This is a genomic window from Brenneria roseae subsp. roseae (genome assembly GCF_003115845.1).
In the GTDB taxonomy this organism is placed as follows: Bacteria; Pseudomonadota; Gammaproteobacteria; order Enterobacterales; family Enterobacteriaceae; genus Brenneria; species Brenneria roseae.
Window position 1 is genome coordinate 1 of record NZ_KZ819044.1, and the last position, 15,739, is coordinate 15,739.

Annotated in this window: 32 protein-coding genes; all 32 read left to right on the plus strand. The window is 49.7% G+C overall.

Going from position 1 to position 15,739, the window contains the following annotated elements; translation table 11 throughout:
- Positions 1-374: EF-Tu C-terminal domain-related protein (locus DDT52_RS20215; RefSeq protein ID WP_486599212.1), on the plus strand; the 374-nt coding region annotated here is incomplete at its 5' end.
- 191 nt (positions 375-565) lie between these two features.
- Positions 566-760, plus strand: a complete 195-nt coding sequence (bfd, locus tag DDT52_RS20220; RefSeq protein WP_109491449.1) for a bacterioferritin-associated ferredoxin — start codon at positions 566-568, stop codon at positions 758-760.
- Positions 761-834: 74 nt separating this feature from the next.
- Positions 835-1,308 (plus strand): bacterioferritin, encoded by a 474-nt coding sequence (gene bfr / locus DDT52_RS20225; protein ID WP_109491450.1) that lies wholly within the window; start codon positions 835-837, stop codon positions 1,306-1,308.
- Between the two features lie 293 nt (positions 1,309-1,601).
- A complete protein-coding gene (gene rpsJ / locus DDT52_RS20230; RefSeq protein ID WP_001181005.1) occupies positions 1,602-1,913 on the plus strand; it encodes a 30S ribosomal protein S10 in 312 nt (103 codons plus the stop codon).
- 32 nt (positions 1,914-1,945) lie between these two features.
- Positions 1,946-2,575 carry a 50S ribosomal protein L3 gene (gene rplC / locus DDT52_RS20235; protein ID WP_136157938.1) on the plus strand — a complete coding sequence of 210 codons (630 nt, stop codon included), beginning with the start codon at positions 1,946-1,948 and terminating at the stop codon, positions 2,573-2,575.
- Positions 2,576-2,585: 10 nt separating this feature from the next.
- Complete coding sequence (gene rplD, locus DDT52_RS20240) at positions 2,586-3,191, plus strand: 50S ribosomal protein L4 (protein WP_109491452.1); 606 nt, start codon at positions 2,586-2,588, stop codon at positions 3,189-3,191.
- Entirely contained in the window at positions 3,188-3,490 is a 303-nt protein-coding gene (gene rplW, locus DDT52_RS20245; RefSeq protein ID WP_012768102.1) for a 50S ribosomal protein L23, read from the plus strand. Before rplD ends, rplW begins: the two co-directional genes overlap by 4 nt.
- A gap of 19 nt (positions 3,491-3,509) precedes the next feature.
- Positions 3,510-4,331, plus strand: coding sequence for a 50S ribosomal protein L2 (gene rplB / locus DDT52_RS20250; RefSeq protein WP_136157939.1), 822 nt, complete (start codon positions 3,510-3,512; stop codon positions 4,329-4,331).
- 16 nt (positions 4,332-4,347) lie between these two features.
- On the plus strand, positions 4,348-4,626 hold the full coding sequence (gene rpsS / locus DDT52_RS20255; RefSeq protein ID WP_004929772.1) for a 30S ribosomal protein S19: 279 nt from the start codon (positions 4,348-4,350) through the stop codon (positions 4,624-4,626).
- Positions 4,627-4,640: 14 nt separating this feature from the next.
- Positions 4,641-4,973 carry a 50S ribosomal protein L22 gene (gene rplV, locus DDT52_RS20260; protein ID WP_012764045.1) on the plus strand — a complete coding sequence of 111 codons (333 nt, stop codon included), beginning with the start codon at positions 4,641-4,643 and terminating at the stop codon, positions 4,971-4,973.
- Between the two features lie 17 nt (positions 4,974-4,990).
- Positions 4,991-5,692: a 30S ribosomal protein S3 gene (gene rpsC / locus DDT52_RS20265; RefSeq protein WP_005970274.1), complete on the plus strand. Its 702-nt coding sequence runs from the start codon at positions 4,991-4,993 to the stop codon at positions 5,690-5,692.
- A gap of 12 nt (positions 5,693-5,704) precedes the next feature.
- On the plus strand, positions 5,705-6,115 hold the full coding sequence (gene rplP / locus DDT52_RS20270; RefSeq protein WP_009111208.1) for a 50S ribosomal protein L16: 411 nt from the start codon (positions 5,705-5,707) through the stop codon (positions 6,113-6,115).
- Complete coding sequence (rpmC, locus tag DDT52_RS20275) at positions 6,115-6,306, plus strand: 50S ribosomal protein L29 (RefSeq protein WP_048637248.1); 192 nt, start codon at positions 6,115-6,117, stop codon at positions 6,304-6,306. The genes rplP and rpmC overlap by 1 nt, the downstream gene beginning before the upstream one ends.
- The gene (rpsQ, locus tag DDT52_RS20280; RefSeq protein ID WP_011095505.1) at positions 6,306-6,560 is read left to right on the plus strand and encodes a 30S ribosomal protein S17; all 255 of its coding nucleotides are present in this window, start codon (positions 6,306-6,308) and stop codon (positions 6,558-6,560) included. Before rpmC ends, rpsQ begins: the two co-directional genes overlap by 1 nt.
- Positions 6,561-6,727: 167 nt before the next feature.
- Entirely contained in the window at positions 6,728-7,099 is a 372-nt protein-coding gene (gene rplN, locus DDT52_RS20285; RefSeq protein WP_000613954.1) for a 50S ribosomal protein L14, read from the plus strand.
- A 10-nt stretch (positions 7,100-7,109) separates the two neighbouring features.
- The gene (gene rplX, locus DDT52_RS20290) at positions 7,110-7,424 is read left to right on the plus strand and encodes a 50S ribosomal protein L24 (RefSeq protein WP_005970267.1); all 315 of its coding nucleotides are present in this window, start codon (positions 7,110-7,112) and stop codon (positions 7,422-7,424) included.
- A gap of 14 nt (positions 7,425-7,438) precedes the next feature.
- Positions 7,439-7,978, plus strand: coding sequence for a 50S ribosomal protein L5 (gene rplE, locus DDT52_RS20295; protein WP_109491454.1), 540 nt, complete (start codon positions 7,439-7,441; stop codon positions 7,976-7,978).
- A 13-nt stretch (positions 7,979-7,991) separates the two neighbouring features.
- Positions 7,992-8,297 (plus strand): 30S ribosomal protein S14, encoded by a 306-nt coding sequence (gene rpsN / locus DDT52_RS20300; RefSeq protein ID WP_109491455.1) that lies wholly within the window; start codon positions 7,992-7,994, stop codon positions 8,295-8,297.
- A gap of 33 nt (positions 8,298-8,330) precedes the next feature.
- Positions 8,331-8,723: a 30S ribosomal protein S8 gene (gene rpsH, locus DDT52_RS20305; RefSeq protein WP_109491456.1), complete on the plus strand. Its 393-nt coding sequence runs from the start codon at positions 8,331-8,333 to the stop codon at positions 8,721-8,723.
- Positions 8,724-8,736: 13 nt separating this feature from the next.
- Positions 8,737-9,270 carry a 50S ribosomal protein L6 gene (gene rplF, locus DDT52_RS20310; protein ID WP_136157940.1) on the plus strand — a complete coding sequence of 178 codons (534 nt, stop codon included), beginning with the start codon at positions 8,737-8,739 and terminating at the stop codon, positions 9,268-9,270.
- 9 nt (positions 9,271-9,279) lie between these two features.
- Positions 9,280-9,633, plus strand: coding sequence for a 50S ribosomal protein L18 (rplR, locus tag DDT52_RS20315; RefSeq protein ID WP_109491458.1), 354 nt, complete (start codon positions 9,280-9,282; stop codon positions 9,631-9,633).
- Between the two features lie 14 nt (positions 9,634-9,647).
- On the plus strand, positions 9,648-10,148 hold the full coding sequence (rpsE, locus tag DDT52_RS20320) for a 30S ribosomal protein S5 (RefSeq protein ID WP_005970257.1): 501 nt from the start codon (positions 9,648-9,650) through the stop codon (positions 10,146-10,148).
- A 6-nt stretch (positions 10,149-10,154) separates the two neighbouring features.
- Positions 10,155-10,334 carry a 50S ribosomal protein L30 gene (gene rpmD / locus DDT52_RS20325; protein ID WP_004846568.1) on the plus strand — a complete coding sequence of 60 codons (180 nt, stop codon included), beginning with the start codon at positions 10,155-10,157 and terminating at the stop codon, positions 10,332-10,334.
- Between the two features lie 3 nt (positions 10,335-10,337).
- On the plus strand, positions 10,338-10,772 hold the full coding sequence (gene rplO, locus DDT52_RS20330; protein ID WP_109491459.1) for a 50S ribosomal protein L15: 435 nt from the start codon (positions 10,338-10,340) through the stop codon (positions 10,770-10,772).
- Positions 10,773-10,779: 7 nt separating this feature from the next.
- Positions 10,780-12,111: a preprotein translocase subunit SecY gene (gene secY / locus DDT52_RS20335; RefSeq protein WP_136157941.1), complete on the plus strand. Its 1,332-nt coding sequence runs from the start codon at positions 10,780-10,782 to the stop codon at positions 12,109-12,111.
- Positions 12,112-12,144: 33 nt separating this feature from the next.
- Complete coding sequence (gene rpmJ / locus DDT52_RS20340; RefSeq protein WP_002227352.1) at positions 12,145-12,261, plus strand: 50S ribosomal protein L36; 117 nt, start codon at positions 12,145-12,147, stop codon at positions 12,259-12,261.
- 146 nt (positions 12,262-12,407) lie between these two features.
- Positions 12,408-12,764, plus strand: a complete 357-nt coding sequence (gene rpsM, locus DDT52_RS20345; RefSeq protein WP_109491461.1) for a 30S ribosomal protein S13 — start codon at positions 12,408-12,410, stop codon at positions 12,762-12,764.
- A gap of 16 nt (positions 12,765-12,780) precedes the next feature.
- Complete coding sequence (rpsK, locus tag DDT52_RS20350; protein ID WP_002919257.1) at positions 12,781-13,170, plus strand: 30S ribosomal protein S11; 390 nt, start codon at positions 12,781-12,783, stop codon at positions 13,168-13,170.
- 30 nt (positions 13,171-13,200) lie between these two features.
- Positions 13,201-13,821 carry a 30S ribosomal protein S4 gene (rpsD, locus tag DDT52_RS20355; RefSeq protein WP_109491462.1) on the plus strand — a complete coding sequence of 207 codons (621 nt, stop codon included), beginning with the start codon at positions 13,201-13,203 and terminating at the stop codon, positions 13,819-13,821.
- Positions 13,822-13,846: 25 nt separating this feature from the next.
- Entirely contained in the window at positions 13,847-14,836 is a 990-nt protein-coding gene (locus DDT52_RS20360) for a DNA-directed RNA polymerase subunit alpha (protein WP_048637257.1), read from the plus strand.
- Positions 14,837-14,876: 40 nt separating this feature from the next.
- Positions 14,877-15,269, plus strand: a complete 393-nt coding sequence (gene rplQ / locus DDT52_RS20365) for a 50S ribosomal protein L17 (protein WP_109491463.1) — start codon at positions 14,877-14,879, stop codon at positions 15,267-15,269.
- A 94-nt stretch (positions 15,270-15,363) separates the two neighbouring features.
- The gene (locus tag DDT52_RS20370; RefSeq protein WP_136157952.1) at positions 15,364-15,723 is read left to right on the plus strand and encodes a DnaJ family domain-containing protein; all 360 of its coding nucleotides are present in this window, start codon (positions 15,364-15,366) and stop codon (positions 15,721-15,723) included.
- Positions 15,724-15,739 lie beyond the last annotated feature (16 nt).

The window sequence follows — 15,739 nt, forward strand, 5'->3', positions numbered from 1 at the left end:
CGGGTGAGAACGTGGGCGTTCTGCTGCGCGGTACCAAACGTGACGACGTAGAGCGTGGTCAGGTCCTGGCTAAACCGGGTTCAATCAAGCCGCACACTCAGTTTGAATCTGAAGTGTATATCCTGAGCAAAGATGAAGGCGGCCGTCATACGCCGTTCTTCAAAGGCTACCGTCCGCAGTTCTACTTCCGTACCACTGACGTGACCGGTACCATCGAACTGCCGGAAGGCGTAGAGATGGTCATGCCGGGCGACAACATCAAGATGGTGGTAAATCTGATTGCCCCAATCGCGATGGACGACGGTTTGCGTTTCGCTATCCGTGAAGGCGGTCGTACCGTTGGTGCGGGCGTTGTTGCTAAAGTTATCGCTTAATCGCTGATACACTAACAGCATAAAAAGGCACTTCGGTGCCTTTTTTTATACCTGCTTATCTAAATGTGAATTGAAATAAAAACCATTCCTATTTACAATGGCGCACTGGTTAAAAAATCGCAGGGAGTGATTTTAAACGCCGCGGGGGTGGCAGGGCAGGACGCCGGTCATAAAAAATGAGTTGCTCTGGTATGTATGTTTGCTTGTGTAATGCCATCTCTGATAAAGCGATCCGTAATGCGGTTCGTCAGCATCAACCTCAGTCTATGCAGCAGTTGCGTAAGTTGGTTCCTATTGGAACGGATTGTGGCAAATGTATCCGCCAGGCGAGAGTTATCTTTGAGGATGAACAGGCTAAAGTCCCTGATATGTATGAAGTAGCATAAAATGTAGGGTCTTTTTTTGACTCTATCTGCTTACTGGTTCTACACTTTTAAGAACTGGAGCGGAGGAGTGTGTCATGAAAGGCGATAAAAAAGTCATTACGTATTTGAATAAGTTATTGGGCAATGAGCTGGTAGCAATCAACCAATATTTCCTGCATGCCCGAATGTTTAAAAACTGGGGGCTGACCCGTCTCAACGATCACGAGTATCATGAGTCCATTGACGAAATGAAACACGCCGATCGCTATATTGAACGAATTCTTTTTCTCGAAGGTGTTCCCAATCTGCAAGATTTGGGGAAACTGAATATCGGCGAAGATGTCGAGGAGATTTTTCGTTCCGATCTTCAACTTGAGTTAGATGGCGCCAAGGATTTACGTGAGGCCATCGCTTACTCGGATTCTGTGCATGATTATGTCAGCAGAGATCTGATGATAGAAATCCTGGCTGACGAAGAAGGCCATATCGACTGGCTGGAAACCGAGCTGGACCTGATATCCCGCCTTGGCATACAAAACTATCTGCAGAGCCAGCTTAAAGAACAATAAATTGCGCTTTAAATCATGACCTATCTATTACGGCCGGGCATATTGTTGCCCGGCCGCCACATTAAATCATTTCACCCTTCTTGTTGCTTCCTGAATCAATTTGCGTATAATGCGCGAGCTTACTAAAACTAAGGTAAGCCTGATTCGATTTGAGTCAGAGGGCTAAGTTATTAATTAGCCAAACAATACTCCCGATATGGGGGTTATGTACCGACGATTACACTCCCCCATCAATCGAAATGGGTGTGAGGAGTAGTTATTTATGTTTATAAAATAATTGGAGCTCTGGTCTCATGCAGAACCAAAGAATCCGTATCCGCCTGAAAGCGTTTGATCATCGTCTGATTGATCAATCAACCGCGGAAATCGTCGAGACTGCCAAGCGCACTGGTGCGCAAGTCCGTGGTCCGATCCCGCTGCCGACCCGCAAAGAGCGCTTTACCGTTCTGATTTCTCCGCACGTCAATAAAGATGCGCGCGATCAGTATGAAATTCGCACTCACAAGCGTCTGGTTGACATCGTTGAGCCAACCGAGAAAACCGTTGATGCTCTGATGCGTCTGGATCTGGCTGCCGGTGTAGACGTGCAGATCAGCCTGGGTTAATCAGGTCATTGAGCGATTGAGAGGTTGAAACAATGATTGGTTTAGTCGGTAAAAAAGTGGGCATGACCCGTATCTTCACTGAAGATGGCGTATCTATCCCCGTAACCGTTATCGAAATTGAAGCAAACCGCGTCACTCAGGTTAAAGACCTGACTAACGACGGTTACCGCGCTGTGCAGGTAACTACCGGTGCTAAAAAAGCAAACCGTGTTACCAAACCAGAAGCGGGTCACTTTGCTAAAGCTGGTGTTGAAGCTGGCCGCGTCCTGCGTGAATTCCGTCTGTCTGAAGGCGAAGAATTCTCTGTAGGTCAGAGCATTAGTGTTGAAATTTTCGCAGACGTTAAAAAAGTAGACGTTACTGGTACATCTAAAGGTAAAGGGTTTGCCGGCACAGTTAAGCGCTGGAACTTCCGTACCCAGGATGCTACCCACGGTAACTCCTTGTCTCACCGCGTTCCGGGTTCTATCGGTCAGAACCAGACTCCGGGCAAAGTGTTCAAAGGCAAGAAAATGGCAGGCCAACTGGGCAACGAGCGTGTAACCGTTCAGAGCCTGGATGTAGTGCGTGTTGACGCTGAGCGCAACCTGCTGCTGGTTAAGGGTGCTGTTCCGGGTGCAACCGGTAGCGACCTGATCGTTAAACCAGCTGTGAAGGCGTGAGGAGATAGCAATGGAATTAGTATTGAAAGACGCGCAAAGCGCGCTGACTGTTTCCGAAACTACCTTCGGTCGTGATTTCAACGAAGCGCTGGTACACCAGGTTGTTGTTGCTTACGCAGCAGGTGCCCGTCAAGGTACTCGCGCTCAGAAGACCCGTGCTGAAGTAACTGGTTCCGGTAAGAAACCATGGCGTCAGAAAGGTACTGGCCGTGCGCGTTCTGGTTCTATCAAGAGCCCGATCTGGCGTTCCGGTGGTGTAACCTTTGCTGCCAAGCCTCAGGATCACAGTCAGAAAGTTAACAAAAAGATGTACCGCGGCGCGCTGAAAAGCATCTTGTCCGAACTGGTACGTCAAGATCGTCTGATCGTTGTCGAGAAGTTCTCTGTAGAAGCGCCGAAAACCAAGCTGCTGGCACAGAAACTGAAAGACATGGCGCTGGAAGACGTGCTGATTATCACCGGTGAACTGGATGAGAATCTGTTCCTGGCGGCGCGCAACCTGTACAAGGTTGACGTGCGTGATGCAGCAGGTATCGACCCAGTTAGCCTGATCGCCTTCGACAAAGTCGTCATGACTGCTGATGCTGTTAAGCAAGTTGAGGAGATGCTGGCATGATCCGTGAAGAACGTCTGCTGAAAGTATTGCGCGCGCCGCACGTTTCTGAAAAAGCGTCTACTGCGATGGAAAAGAACAACACCATCGTGCTCAAAGTTGCTAAAGACGCGACTAAAGCAGAAATCAAAGCTGCCGTGCAGAAACTGTTTGAAGTCGAAGTCAATGATGTTCGCACCCTGATAGTTAAAGGAAAAGTGAAACGTCATGGACAGCGTATCGGTCGTCGTAGCGACTGGAAAAAAGCTTACGTCACCCTGAAAGAAGGCCAGAATCTGGACTTCATCGGCGGCGCAGAGTAAGTCGGAGGAGTAAAGAACAATGGCAATTGTTAAATGTAAACCGACATCTCCGGGTCGTCGCCACGTTGTTAAAGTGGTTAACCCTGAGCTGCACAAGGGCAAACCTTATGCCCCGTTGCTGGAAAAGAGCAGCAAATCCGGTGGCCGTAACAACAATGGCCGCATCACTACCCGTCATATCGGTGGTGGTCATAAACAGCAATATCGTCTGGTTGACTTCAAACGCAATAAAGATGGTATTCCTGCTGTTGTTGAGCGTCTGGAGTACGATCCGAACCGTTCCGCGAACATCGCGCTGGTTCTGTACAAAGACGGCGAACGCCGTTACATCCTGGCGCCGAAAGGCCTGAAAGCAGGTGACCAGATTCAATCTGGCGTTGATGCTGCAATCAAAACTGGCAACACCTTGCCGATGCGTAACATTCCTGTCGGTTCAACGGTTCACAACGTAGAAATGAAACCAGGTAAAGGCGGCCAGCTGGCTCGCTCAGCCGGTGCCTACGTTCAGATCGTTGCGCGCGATGGCGCGTACGTTACCCTGCGTCTGCGCTCTGGCGAAATGCGTAAAGTCGAATCTGACTGCCGCGCTACGCTGGGCGAAGTCGGCAACGCTGAGCATATGCTGCGCGTTCTGGGTAAAGCAGGTGCTGCACGCTGGCGTGGTGTTCGTCCTACCGTTCGCGGTACGGCGATGAACCCGGTAGACCACCCGCACGGTGGTGGTGAAGGTCGTAACTTTGGTAAGCACCCGGTAACTCCGTGGGGCGTTCAGACCAAAGGTAAGAAGACCCGCAGCAACAAGCGTACTGATAAATTTATCGTACGTCGCCGTACTAAATAATCTTAGAGGATAAACCATGCCACGTTCTCTCAAGAAAGGTCCATTTATTGACCTGCACTTGCTGAAGAAGGTAGAGAAAGCGGTGGAAAGCGGTGACAAGAAGCCTTTGCGCACTTGGTCCCGTCGTTCAACGATCTTTCCAAACATGATCGGTTTGACCATCGCTGTCCATAATGGTCGTCAGCACGTTCCGGTGTTTGTTTCCGATGAAATGGTCGGTCACAAACTGGGTGAATTCGCGCCGACTCGTACTTATCGCGGCCACGCGGCCGATAAAAAGGCCAAGAAGCGCTAAGGTAGGAGGAAGAGATGGAAACTATCGCTAAACATCGCCACGCTCGTTCTTCTGCCCAGAAGGTTCGCCTGGTGGCTGACCTGATTCGCGGTAAGAAAGTGTCGCAAGCTCTGGATATTCTGACCTACACCAACAAGAAAGCTGCTGGTCTGGTTAAAAAAGTGCTGGAGTCTGCCATTGCTAACGCAGAACACAACGATGGCGCTGACATTGATGATCTGAAAGTTGCGAAAATCTTCGTCGACGAAGGCCCAAGCATGAAGCGCATTATGCCGCGTGCTAAAGGTCGTGCGGATCGCATCCTGAAGCGTACCAGCCACATTACTGTGGTTGTGTCCGATCGCTGAGACTCTGGAGACTAGCAATGGGTCAGAAAGTACATCCTAATGGTATTCGACTGGGTATTGTCAAACCTTGGAACTCTACCTGGTACGCAAATACCAAAGAATTCGCTGACAACCTGGACAGTGACTTTAAAGTTCGTAAATACCTGACGAAGGAACTGGAGAAGGCTTCCGTTTCTCGTATCGTTATTGAACGTCCGGCTAAAAGCATCCGTGTGACTATTCACACCGCTCGCCCGGGTATCGTTATCGGTAAAAAAGGTGAAGATGTTGAAAAACTGCGCAAAGTCGTAGCGGATATCGCTGGCGTACCTGCACAGATCAATATCGCCGAAGTTCGTAAACCTGAACTGGACGCAAAACTGGTTGCTGACAGCATCACTTCTCAGCTGGAGCGTCGTGTGATGTTCCGTCGTGCGATGAAGCGTGCCGTACAGAACGCCATGCGTCTGGGCGCTAAAGGGATCAAGGTTGAAGTAAGCGGCCGTCTGGGCGGCGCTGAAATCGCGCGTACCGAATGGTACCGTGAAGGTCGCGTTCCGTTGCACACGCTGCGTGCGGATATCGACTACAACACTTCCGAAGCGCACACCACTTATGGTGTTATCGGTGTGAAGGTATGGATCTTCAAAGGTGAGATCCTGGGTGGTATGGCTGCCGTTGAACAACCGGAAAAACCGGCTGCTCAACCTAAAAAGCAGCAGCGTAAAGGCCGCAAGTAAGGAGAGTCGCTGATGTTACAACCAAAGCGTACAAAATTCCGTAAGATGCACAAAGGCCGCAACCGTGGTCTGGCTGCCGGTACGGATGTTAGCTTCGGCACTTTCGGTCTGAAAGCTGTTGGCCGCGGTCGCCTGACTGCTCGTCAAATCGAAGCTGCACGTCGTGCCATGACCCGTGCCGTTAAGCGTCAAGGTAAGATCTGGATCCGTGTATTCCCGGACAAACCGATCACTGAAAAGCCGCTTGAAGTCCGTATGGGTAAAGGTAAAGGTAACGTAGAGTATTGGGTTGCCTTGATTCAGCCAGGTAAAGTCCTGTACGAAATGGACGGTGTGCCGGAAGAGTTAGCCCGTGAGGCATTCCAACTGGCAGCAGCGAAACTGCCGATCAAAACCACCTTTGTAACTAAGACGGTGATGTAATGAAAGCACAAGAGCTGCGTGAAAAGAGCGTTGAAGAGCTGAACACTGAGCTGCTCGAACTGCTGCGCGAACAATTCAATCTGCGCATGCAGGCGGCAAGTGGCCAGCTGCAACAAACTCACCTGTTGAAACAAGTGCGTCGTAATGTTGCACGTGTTAAGACTTTACTGACTGAGAAGGCGGGTGCGTAATGACCGATAAAATCCGTACTCTGCAAGGCCGCGTCGTTAGCGACAAAATGGAGAAATCCATGGTTGTTGCCATCGAACGTTTCGTGAAACACCCGCTTTACGGTAAGTTCATTAAACGTACGACCAAGCTGCACGTACATGACGAAAACAACGAATGCGGTATCGGTGACGTGGTTGAAATCCGCGAATGCCGTCCGCTGTCCAAAACTAAGTCTTGGACGCTTGTTCGCGTTGTAGAGAAAGCGATTCTGTAATACAGTAGCGCTCTTCTCAATATGATAAACGGCTCAGTGAATGAGCCGTTTATTTTTTCTACCCATAACAAGGAAGCGGTGTTATAATGCTGCGCCCTTAATTATGGGGTATTTTAATGGCCTATTATGGGTCCTAAAGTAGTAGTTGACATTAGCGGAGCACTAACATGATCCAAGAACAGACTATGCTGAATGTGGCCGACAACTCCGGTGCACGTCGCGTAATGTGTATCAAGGTTCTAGGTGGCTCGCACCGTCGCTACGCAGGCGTCGGCGATATCATCAAAATTACCATCAAGGAAGCAATTCCTCGCGGTAAGGTGAAGAAAGGCGATGTGCTGAAGGCGGTTGTGGTGCGCACCAAGAAGGGTGTTCGTCGCCCAGACGGTTCTGTCATTCGCTTCGATGGAAATGCTTGCGTTATTCTAAACAATAACAGCGAACAGCCTATCGGTACGCGTATTTTTGGGCCGGTAACTCGTGAACTGCGTAATGAGAAGTTCATGAAAATTATCTCTCTGGCACCAGAAGTACTCTAAGGAGCGAATCATGGCAGCGAAAATCCGTCGTGATGACGAAGTTATCGTGCTAACCGGCAAAGATAAAGGTAAGCGCGGTAAAGTAAAAAATGTCCTGTCTGCTAGTAAGGTCATTGTTGAAGGTATCAACCTGGTCAAGAAACATCAGAAGCCGGTTCCGGCCCTGAATCAACCAGGCGGCATCGTTGAAAAAGAAGCTGCAATTCAGGTTTCCAACCTTGCAATCTTCAATGCGGCAACTGGTAAGGCTGACCGTGTAGGCTTTAGATTCGAAGACGGCAAAAAAGTCCGTTTCTTTAAATCTAATAGCGAAACTATCAAGTAATTTGGAGTAGTACGATGGCGAAACTGCATGATTACTACAAAGACGAAGTAGTTAAAAAACTCATGACTGAGTTTAGCTACAATTCTGTCATGCAAGTCCCTCGGGTCGAGAAGATCACCCTGAACATGGGTGTTGGTGAAGCGATCGCTGACAAGAAACTGCTGGATAACGCAGCAGCTGACTTGGCGGCAATCTCCGGTCAAAAACCGTTTATCACCAAAGCACGCAAATCTGTTGCAGGCTTCAAAATCCGCCAGGGCTATCCGATCGGCTGTAAAGTAACTCTGCGTGGCGAACGCATGTGGGAGTTCCTTGAGCGACTGATTACCATTGCTGTACCGCGTATCCGTGACTTCCGTGGCCTGTCCGCCAAGTCATTCGATGGCCGTGGTAACTACAGCATGGGTGTGCGTGAGCAGATCATCTTCCCGGAAATCGACTATGACAAAGTCGATCGCGTTCGTGGTTTGGATATTACCATTACCACTACTGCGAAATCCGATGATGAAGGCCGCGCGCTGTTGGCCGCCTTTAACTTCCCGTTCCGCAAGTAAGGTAGGGTTACTAATGGCTAAGCAATCCATGAAAGCACGCGAAGTTGTTCGCGTGAAACTGGCTGATAAATACCGCGCTAAACGCGAGGAATTGAAAGCTATTATCTCTGGTGTGAACTCGTCCGACGAAGAACGTTGGGATGCGGTTCTTAAGCTGCAGACTCTGCCGCGTGATTCCAGCCCGTCTCGTCAGCGTAACCGCTGCCGCCAAACTGGTCGTCCGCACGCTTTCCTGCGGAAGTTCGGGTTGAGCCGTATCAAGGTCCGTGAAGCCGCTATGCGCGGTGAAATTCCGGGTCTGAAAAAGGCTAGCTGGTAATTGTCACCAATTGAATCACGGGAGTAAAGACAGATGAGCATGCAAGATCCGATCGCGGATATGCTGACCCGTATCCGTAACGGTCAAGCCGCGAACAAAGTTGCGGTCACCATGCCTTCCTCCAAGCTGAAAGTGGCAATTGCCAACGTGCTGAAGGAAGAAGGCTATATTGAAGATTTTAAAATCGAAGGCGACGCCAAGCCTGTGCTGGAATTAGAACTTAAATATTTCCAGGGCAAGGCAGTGGTAGAAAGCATTCAGCGAGTAAGCCGTCCAGGTCTGCGCATCTATAAAAGAAAAGATGAGCTGCCAAAAGTTATGGCCGGTTTAGGTATCGCGGTTGTTTCTACCTCTAAAGGTGTTATGACTGATCGTGCAGCTCGCCAGGCAGGTCTTGGTGGCGAGATTATCTGCTACGTAGCTTAATCGGGAGGAAAGAATGTCTCGTGTTGCAAAAGCACCCGTCGTCATTCCTGCCGGCGTAGAGGTAAAACTCAACGGTCAGGAAATTTCGGTTAAGGGTAAAAACGGCGAGCTGAGTCGTAAGATCCACGATGCTGTTGAAGTTAAGCAGGCTGACAACGTTCTGACTTTCGCTCCGCGCGAAGGTTTCGTTGACGGTTGGGCCCAGGCGGGCACGACTCGCGCTCTGCTGAACTCAATGGTTATCGGTGTTACCGAAGGCTTCACTAAGAAGCTGCAACTGGTTGGTGTTGGTTACCGTGCCGCTGTTAAAGGCAACGTAGTGAACCTGTCTCTTGGGTTCTCTCACCCGGTTGATCACGCACTGCCGGCAGGTATTACTGCAGAGTGTCCTAGCCAAACTGAAATCGTGCTGAAAGGCGCGGATAAGCAGGTTATTGGTCAGGTCGCTGCGGAATTACGCGCCTACCGTCGTCCTGAGCCTTACAAAGGCAAGGGTGTCCGTTACGCCGACGAAGTCGTGCGTACCAAAGAGGCTAAGAAGAAGTAAGGTAACACTATGGATAAGAAAGCAGCTCGTATCCGTCGTGCGACCCGCGCACGCCGCAAGCTCCAGGAACTGGGTGCGACGCGTCTGGTGGTACATCGTACCCCGCGCCATATTTATGCGCAGGTCATCGCACCGAACGGTTCTGAAGTCCTGGTAGCCGCTTCTACTGTAGAAAAAGCTATCGCTGAACAACTGAAGTATACCGGTAACAAAGATGCAGCTATCGCAGTAGGTAAAGCTATTGCTGAACGCGCGTTGGAAAAAGGCATCAAAGACGTTGCTTTTGACCGTTCCGGTTTCCAATATCATGGTCGAGTCCAGGCACTGGCAGATGCTGCCCGTGAAGCTGGCCTTCAGTTCTAAGGTAGAGGTGTAAGATGGCTCACATCGAGAAACAAGCTGGCGAACTGCAGGAAAAGCTGATCGCGGTAAATCGCGTATCTAAAACCGTTAAAGGTGGTCGTATTTTTAGCTTCACCGCACTGACTGTAGTGGGTGATGGCAACGGCCGCGTCGGTTTTGGTTACGGAAAAGCACGCGAAGTTCCGGCAGCGATCCAGAAAGCGATGGAAAAAGCCCGTCGCAATATGATGAATGTCGCGCTGAACAACGGCACCCTGCAGCACCCGGTTAAAGGTGCTCACACGGGTTCTCGTGTGTTCATGCAGCCGGCTTCCGAAGGTACCGGTATTATCGCCGGTGGTGCAATGCGCGCCGTCCTGGAAGTCGCAGGGGTACACAACGTATTGGCTAAGGCCTATGGTTCCACCAACCCGATTAACGTGGTTCGTGCAACGATTGATGGTCTGGCTAATATGAAGTCCCCGGAAATGGTCGCTGCCAAGCGTGGTAAATCCGTTGAAGAAATTCTGGGGTAATTAACCATGGCAAAGACTATTAAAATAACTCAAACCCGTAGTGCAATCGGTCGTCTGCCGAAACATAAGGCAACGCTGCTTGGCCTGGGTCTGCGTCGTATTGGTCATACTGTTGAACGTGAGGATACTCCTGCGGTTCGCGGTATGGTCAACGCGGTTTCCTATATGGTTAAAGTGGAGGAGTAACAGATGCGTTTGAATACTCTGTCTCCGGCCGAAGGCGCCAAACATGCTCCTAAGCGTGTAGGTCGTGGTATCGGTTCCGGCCTGGGTAAAACCGGCGGACGCGGCGTCAAGGGTCAGAACTCTCGTTCTGGCGGTGGCGTGCGTCGCGGTTTCGAAGGCGGTCAGATGCCTTTATACCGTCGCCTGCCGAAATTCGGTTTTACTTCTCGCAAAGCGATGGTCACGGCAGAGATTCGTCTGTCTGACCTGGCTAAAGTAGAAGGCGACGTCGTTGACCTGAATACGCTGAAAGCCGCTAATGTTATTGGCGTTCAGATCGAATTTGCGAAAGTGATTCTGTCAGGTGAAGTTGCTCGTCCGGTAACGATTCGTGGTCTGCGTGTCACTAAAGGCGCTCGTGCTGCTATCGAAGCTGCTGGCGGTAAAATTGAGGAATAAGTAGCAGATGGCCAAACAACCAGGATTAGATTTTCAAAGTGCTAAAGGCGGAGTTGGCGAACTGAAGCGCAGACTATTGTTTGTTATCGGTGCGCTGATTGTTTTCCGTATTGGCTCTTTTATCCCAATTCCTGGTATTGATGCCACTGTGCTTGCCAAATTGCTTGAACAGCAGCGAGGCACCATCATTGAAATGTTTAACATGTTCTCTGGTGGTGCTCTCAGTCGTGCTTCTATCTTTGCTCTGGGTATTATGCCGTATATTTCGGCGTCAATTATTATCCAGCTGTTAACGGTGGTTCATCCCACGTTGGCGGAAATAAAGAAAGAAGGGGAGGCTGGCCGTCGCAAGATTAGCCAGTACACCCGTTACGGCACTCTGGTATTGGCCATATTCCAGTCGATCGGTATTGCTACCGGTTTGCCGAATATGCCTGGGATGCAAGGCTTGGTGTTAAATCCAGGCTTTGCTTTCTACTTTACCGCTGTTGTCAGCCTGGTTACCGGGACGATGTTCCTGATGTGGCTGGGTGAACAGATTACTGAACGGGGTATCGGTAACGGTATTTCGATCATAATCTTTGCTGGTATTGTTGCGGGATTGCCGCCGGCCATTGGCCATACCATCGAGCAAGCGCGGCAAGGCGACCTGCACTTCCTCCTGTTGCTGTTGGTTGCAGTTTTAGTGTTTGCAGTAACCTTCTTCGTTGTTTTCATTGAGCGTGGTCAACGGCGTATTGTCGTCAACTATGCCAAGCGTCAACAAGGACGTCGTGTTTATGCAGCACAGAGTACGCATTTACCGTTGAAAGTGAACATGGCGGGGGTTATCCCGGCTATTTTTGCTTCCAGCATTATTCTGTTCCCAGCCACGATTGCATCCTGGTTCGGGGGCGGTACCGGTTGGAACTGGCTGACTACAATTTCGATGTATTTGCAGCCAGGACAGCCGCTTTATGTGTTACTCTATGCGACTGCAATCATCTTCTTCTGTTTCTTCTACACTGCGTTGGTTTTCAACCCTCGTGAAACAGCAGATAACCTGAAGAAGTCCGGTGCATTCGTGCCAGGAATTCGTCCGGGAGAGCAAACGGCGAAATATATCGATAAAGTAATGACTCGTCTGACTTTGATTGGTGCGATGTATATTACTTTTATCTGCCTGATCCCGGAGTTCATGCGTGACGCAATGAAAGTGCCCTTCTATTTTGGCGGTACGTCATTATTGATCGTTGTTGTGGTCATCATGGACTTTATGGCTCAAGTGCAAACTCTGATGATGTCGAGTCAGTACGAGTCTGCATTGAAGAAAGCAAACCTGAAAGGCTATAACCGTTAATCGGGCGAGCTTGAGAAGTTACGGAGAGTAAAAATGAAAGTTCGTGCTTCCGTCAAGAAATTATGTCGTAACTGTAAGATTGTTAAGCGTAACGGTGTCGTTCGTGTGATCTGCAGTGCCGAGCCGAAGCATAAACAGCGTCAAGGCTGATTATCTCGCATATTTTTCTTGCAAAGTTGGGTTGAGCTGGCTAGATTAGCCAGCCAATCTTTTGTCTGTAACTGCAATACTATTTGAGTATCCTGAAAACGGGCTTTTCAGAATGGTATTGCTGTATAAAATTGTAGGAGTGCATAGTGGCCCGTATAGCAGGCATTAACATTCCTGATCATAAACATACCGTTATCGCATTAACGGCGATCTACGGTATCGGTAAGACTCGTTCGCAGGCAATTTGCGCTGCTTCGGATATTGCCGAAAATGTTAAGATCAGTGAGCTGTCTGAAGAGCAAATCGATAAGCTGCGTGACGAAGTTGCCAAGTTTGTTGTCGAAGGCGATCTGCGTCGTGAAGTTACCCTGAGCATCAAGCGTCTTATGGACCTTGGTACTTATCGTGGTTTGCGTCATCGTCGTGGTCTGCCGGTTCGCGGTCAGCGTACCAAGACTAACGCCCGTACCCGTAAGGGTCCGCGCAAACCGATCAAGAAATAATCGGGGTGATTGAATAATGGCAAAGGCACCTATTCGTGCACGTAAGCGTGTAAGAAAGCAAGTCTCTGACGGTGTGGCTCATATCCATGCTTCTTTCAACAACACCATCGTAACTATTACCGATCGTCAGGGTAATGCGCTGGGTTGGGCAACTGCCGGTGGTTCCGGTTTCCGTGGTTCTCGTAAATCCACTCCGTTCGCCGCTCAGGTTGCAGCAGAGCGCTGTGCTGAAGCAGTGAAAGAGTACGGTATCAAGAACTTGGAAGTTATGGTTAAAGGACCTGGTCCGGGCCGTGAGTCTACTATCCGCGCATTGAACGCGGCTGGTTTCCGCATCACTAATATTACTGATGTGACTCCGATCCCTCATAACGGTTGTCGTCCGCCGAAAAAGCGCCGCGTATAACGCCGCTTTTAGGATTGTTGGAGAAAGAAAATGGCAAGATATTTGGGTCCTAAGCTCAAGCTGAGCCGTCGTGAAGGCACCGACCTGTTTCTGAAGTCTGGTGTTCGTGCGATCGATTCCAAGTGTAAAATTGAACAAGCTCCTGGCCAGCATGGTGCGCGTAAACCGCGTCTGTCTGACTATGGTGTGCAGTTACGTGAAAAGCAAAAAGTTCGCCGTATGTACGGTGTGCTGGAACGCCAGTTCCGTAACTATTACAAAGAAGCAGCACGTCTGAAAGGCAACACTGGTGCGAACCTGTTGCAATTACTGGAAGGCCGTCTGGATAACGTTGTTTATCGTATGGGTTTTGGCGCTACTCGTGCAGAAGCACGTCAGCTGGTTAGCCATAAAGCCATCATGGTAAACGGTCGCGTTGTTAGCATCGCTTCTTATCAGGTATCCCCGAATGACGTAGTCAGCATCCGTGAGAAAGCGAAAAAGCAATCTCGCGTTAAGGCCGCTCTGGAGCTGGCTGAACAGCGTGAAAAGCCAACTTGGCTGGAAGTTGATGCTGCCAAGATGGAAGGTGTGTTCAAACGTATTCCTGAACGTACCGATCTGTCTGCGGACATTAATGAACACCTGATCGTCGAGCTTTACTCCAAGTAAAGCTTAGTACCAAAGAGAGGACACAATGCAGGGTTCTGTGACAGAGTTTCTAAAACCGCGCCTGGTTGATATCGAGCAAGTGAGTTCGACGCACGCCAAGGTGACCCTTGAGCCGTTAGAGCGGGGCTTCGGCCATACTCTTGGCAACGCACTGCGCCGTATTCTGCTTTCATCCATGCCAGGTTGCGCGGTGACCGAGGTTGAGATTGATGGTGTACTGCATGAGTACAGCACCAAAGAAGGCGTACAGGAAGACATCCTGGAAATCCTGCTCAACCTGAAAGGGCTGGCGGTGAGAGTTCAAGGAAAAGATGAAGTTATTCTTACCCTGAATAAATCTGGCATTGGCCCTGTGACTGCAGCCGACATCGTCCATGATGGTGATGTCGAAATCGTCAAGCCACAGCACTTGATCTGCCATCTGACCGATGAAAACGCGGCTATCAGCATGCGTATTAAAGTTCAGCGTGGTCGTGGTTATGTGCCGGCATCTGCCCGTATTCATACGGAAGAAGATGAGCGCCCGATTGGTCGTCTGTTAGTCGATGCTTGCTACAGCCCTGTAGAGCGTATTGCCTACAATGTTGAAGCAGCTCGCGTAGAACAGCGTACTGATTTGGACAAGCTGGTCATCGAAATGGAAACCAATGGCACAATCGATCCTGAAGAGGCGATCCGCCGTGCGGCGACCATTCTGGCTGAACAACTTGAAGCTTTTGTTGACCTGCGTGATGTGCGTCAGCCAGAAGTTAAAGAAGAAAAACCAGAATTCGATCCGATCCTGCTGCGCCCTGTTGACGATCTGGAATTGACTGTCCGCTCTGCTAACTGCCTTAAGGCAGAAGCTATCCACTACATCGGTGATCTGGTACAGCGTACCGAGGTTGAGCTGTTGAAAACGCCTAACCTGGGTAAAAAATCTCTTACTGAGATTAAAGATGTGCTGGCTTCACGTGGTTTGTCTCTGGGCATGCGTCTGGAAAACTGGCCACCGGCAAGCATTGCTGATGAGTAACCAGATCACAGGTTAAGGTTTTACTGAGAAGGATAAGGTCATGCGCCATCGTAAGAGTGGTCGTCAACTGAACCGTAACAGCAGCCATCGTCAGGCTATGTTCCGTAACATGGCTAGTTCTTTGGTTCGTCATGAGATTATCAAGACGACCCTGCCGAAAGCGAAAGAGCTGCGTCGTGTTGTTGAACCGCTGATTACTCTTGCCAAGACCGACAGCGTTGCTAATCGTCGTCTGGCATTCGCCCGTACTCGTGATAACGAGATCGTGGCAAAACTGTTTAATGAACTGGGCCCGCGTTTCGCGAGCCGTGCCGGTGGTTACACTCGTATTCTGAAGTGTGGCTTCCGTGCAGGCGACAATGCGCCGATGGCATACATCGAGCTCGTTGATCGTGCAGCTTCTCAAACAGAAGAAGTCGCTACTGCAGAGTAATCTGTAAGAGCATAAAAAAACCGGGGAAACCCGGTTTTTTTATGTCTGAAATACGGTTAACCTTGATGAGAGTGACACTACTTCAGAGGTTATGATGTGGTTAATTGATGAAATGGTTGAACGTCATATTGCCCGCGCTCTGCAAGAGGGCGCGTTTGATAATCTTCCCGGTTCGGGGCGTCCGTTAGCTTTGGATGATGATAGTGCTGTGCCTCCAGATCTCAGAGTTGCCTATCGTTTGCTTAAAAATGCAGGATGCCTACCGGTTGAACTGCAAGAGCGTAAGGAAGCATTAGAATTGACGGATATTCTGCGTACTATTTGTCGGGAGTCGCCTGATTATCAAGAAGCGTCGCAGCGTCTGCGAGTGCTTGAATTGAGCTTACGTCAAAAGGGGATGAATACTGATTTCCTACACGGCGAATATGCATCATTACTGAAAAAAAGGTTTTAAGTGCGGTAATAAATTA

Bases quoted from the DNA above. Each gene is read 5' to 3' on its own strand.
- bfd (WP_109491449.1), top strand. From the start codon at position 566: ATGTATGTTTGCTTGTGTAATGCCATCTCTGATAAAGCGATCCGTAAT.
- bfr (WP_109491450.1), top strand. From the start codon at position 835: ATGAAAGGCGATAAAAAAGTCATTACGTATTTGAATAAGTTATTGGGC.
- rpsJ (WP_001181005.1), top strand. From the start codon at position 1,602: ATGCAGAACCAAAGAATCCGTATCCGCCTGAAAGCGTTTGATCATCGT.
- rplC (WP_136157938.1), top strand. From the start codon at position 1,946: ATGATTGGTTTAGTCGGTAAAAAAGTGGGCATGACCCGTATCTTCACT.
- rplD (WP_109491452.1), top strand. From the start codon at position 2,586: ATGGAATTAGTATTGAAAGACGCGCAAAGCGCGCTGACTGTTTCCGAA.
- rplW (WP_012768102.1), top strand. From the start codon at position 3,188: ATGATCCGTGAAGAACGTCTGCTGAAAGTATTGCGCGCGCCGCACGTT.
- rplB (WP_136157939.1), top strand. From the start codon at position 3,510: ATGGCAATTGTTAAATGTAAACCGACATCTCCGGGTCGTCGCCACGTT.
- rpsS (WP_004929772.1), top strand. From the start codon at position 4,348: ATGCCACGTTCTCTCAAGAAAGGTCCATTTATTGACCTGCACTTGCTG.
- rplV (WP_012764045.1), top strand. From the start codon at position 4,641: ATGGAAACTATCGCTAAACATCGCCACGCTCGTTCTTCTGCCCAGAAG.
- rpsC (WP_005970274.1), top strand. From the start codon at position 4,991: ATGGGTCAGAAAGTACATCCTAATGGTATTCGACTGGGTATTGTCAAA.
- rplP (WP_009111208.1), top strand. From the start codon at position 5,705: ATGTTACAACCAAAGCGTACAAAATTCCGTAAGATGCACAAAGGCCGC.
- rpmC (WP_048637248.1), top strand. From the start codon at position 6,115: ATGAAAGCACAAGAGCTGCGTGAAAAGAGCGTTGAAGAGCTGAACACT.
- rpsQ (WP_011095505.1), top strand. From the start codon at position 6,306: ATGACCGATAAAATCCGTACTCTGCAAGGCCGCGTCGTTAGCGACAAA.
- rplN (WP_000613954.1), top strand. From the start codon at position 6,728: ATGATCCAAGAACAGACTATGCTGAATGTGGCCGACAACTCCGGTGCA.
- rplX (WP_005970267.1), top strand. From the start codon at position 7,110: ATGGCAGCGAAAATCCGTCGTGATGACGAAGTTATCGTGCTAACCGGC.
- rplE (WP_109491454.1), top strand. From the start codon at position 7,439: ATGGCGAAACTGCATGATTACTACAAAGACGAAGTAGTTAAAAAACTC.
- rpsN (WP_109491455.1), top strand. From the start codon at position 7,992: ATGGCTAAGCAATCCATGAAAGCACGCGAAGTTGTTCGCGTGAAACTG.
- rpsH (WP_109491456.1), top strand. From the start codon at position 8,331: ATGAGCATGCAAGATCCGATCGCGGATATGCTGACCCGTATCCGTAAC.
- rplF (WP_136157940.1), top strand. From the start codon at position 8,737: ATGTCTCGTGTTGCAAAAGCACCCGTCGTCATTCCTGCCGGCGTAGAG.
- rplR (WP_109491458.1), top strand. From the start codon at position 9,280: ATGGATAAGAAAGCAGCTCGTATCCGTCGTGCGACCCGCGCACGCCGC.
- rpsE (WP_005970257.1), top strand. From the start codon at position 9,648: ATGGCTCACATCGAGAAACAAGCTGGCGAACTGCAGGAAAAGCTGATC.
- rpmD (WP_004846568.1), top strand. From the start codon at position 10,155: ATGGCAAAGACTATTAAAATAACTCAAACCCGTAGTGCAATCGGTCGT.
- rplO (WP_109491459.1), top strand. From the start codon at position 10,338: ATGCGTTTGAATACTCTGTCTCCGGCCGAAGGCGCCAAACATGCTCCT.
- secY (WP_136157941.1), top strand. From the start codon at position 10,780: ATGGCCAAACAACCAGGATTAGATTTTCAAAGTGCTAAAGGCGGAGTT.
- rpmJ (WP_002227352.1), top strand. From the start codon at position 12,145: ATGAAAGTTCGTGCTTCCGTCAAGAAATTATGTCGTAACTGTAAGATT.
- rpsK (WP_002919257.1), top strand. From the start codon at position 12,781: ATGGCAAAGGCACCTATTCGTGCACGTAAGCGTGTAAGAAAGCAAGTC.
- rpsD (WP_109491462.1), top strand. From the start codon at position 13,201: ATGGCAAGATATTTGGGTCCTAAGCTCAAGCTGAGCCGTCGTGAAGGC.
- DDT52_RS20360 (WP_048637257.1), top strand. From the start codon at position 13,847: ATGCAGGGTTCTGTGACAGAGTTTCTAAAACCGCGCCTGGTTGATATC.
- rplQ (WP_109491463.1), top strand. From the start codon at position 14,877: ATGCGCCATCGTAAGAGTGGTCGTCAACTGAACCGTAACAGCAGCCAT.
- DDT52_RS20370 (WP_136157952.1), top strand. From the start codon at position 15,364: ATGTGGTTAATTGATGAAATGGTTGAACGTCATATTGCCCGCGCTCTG.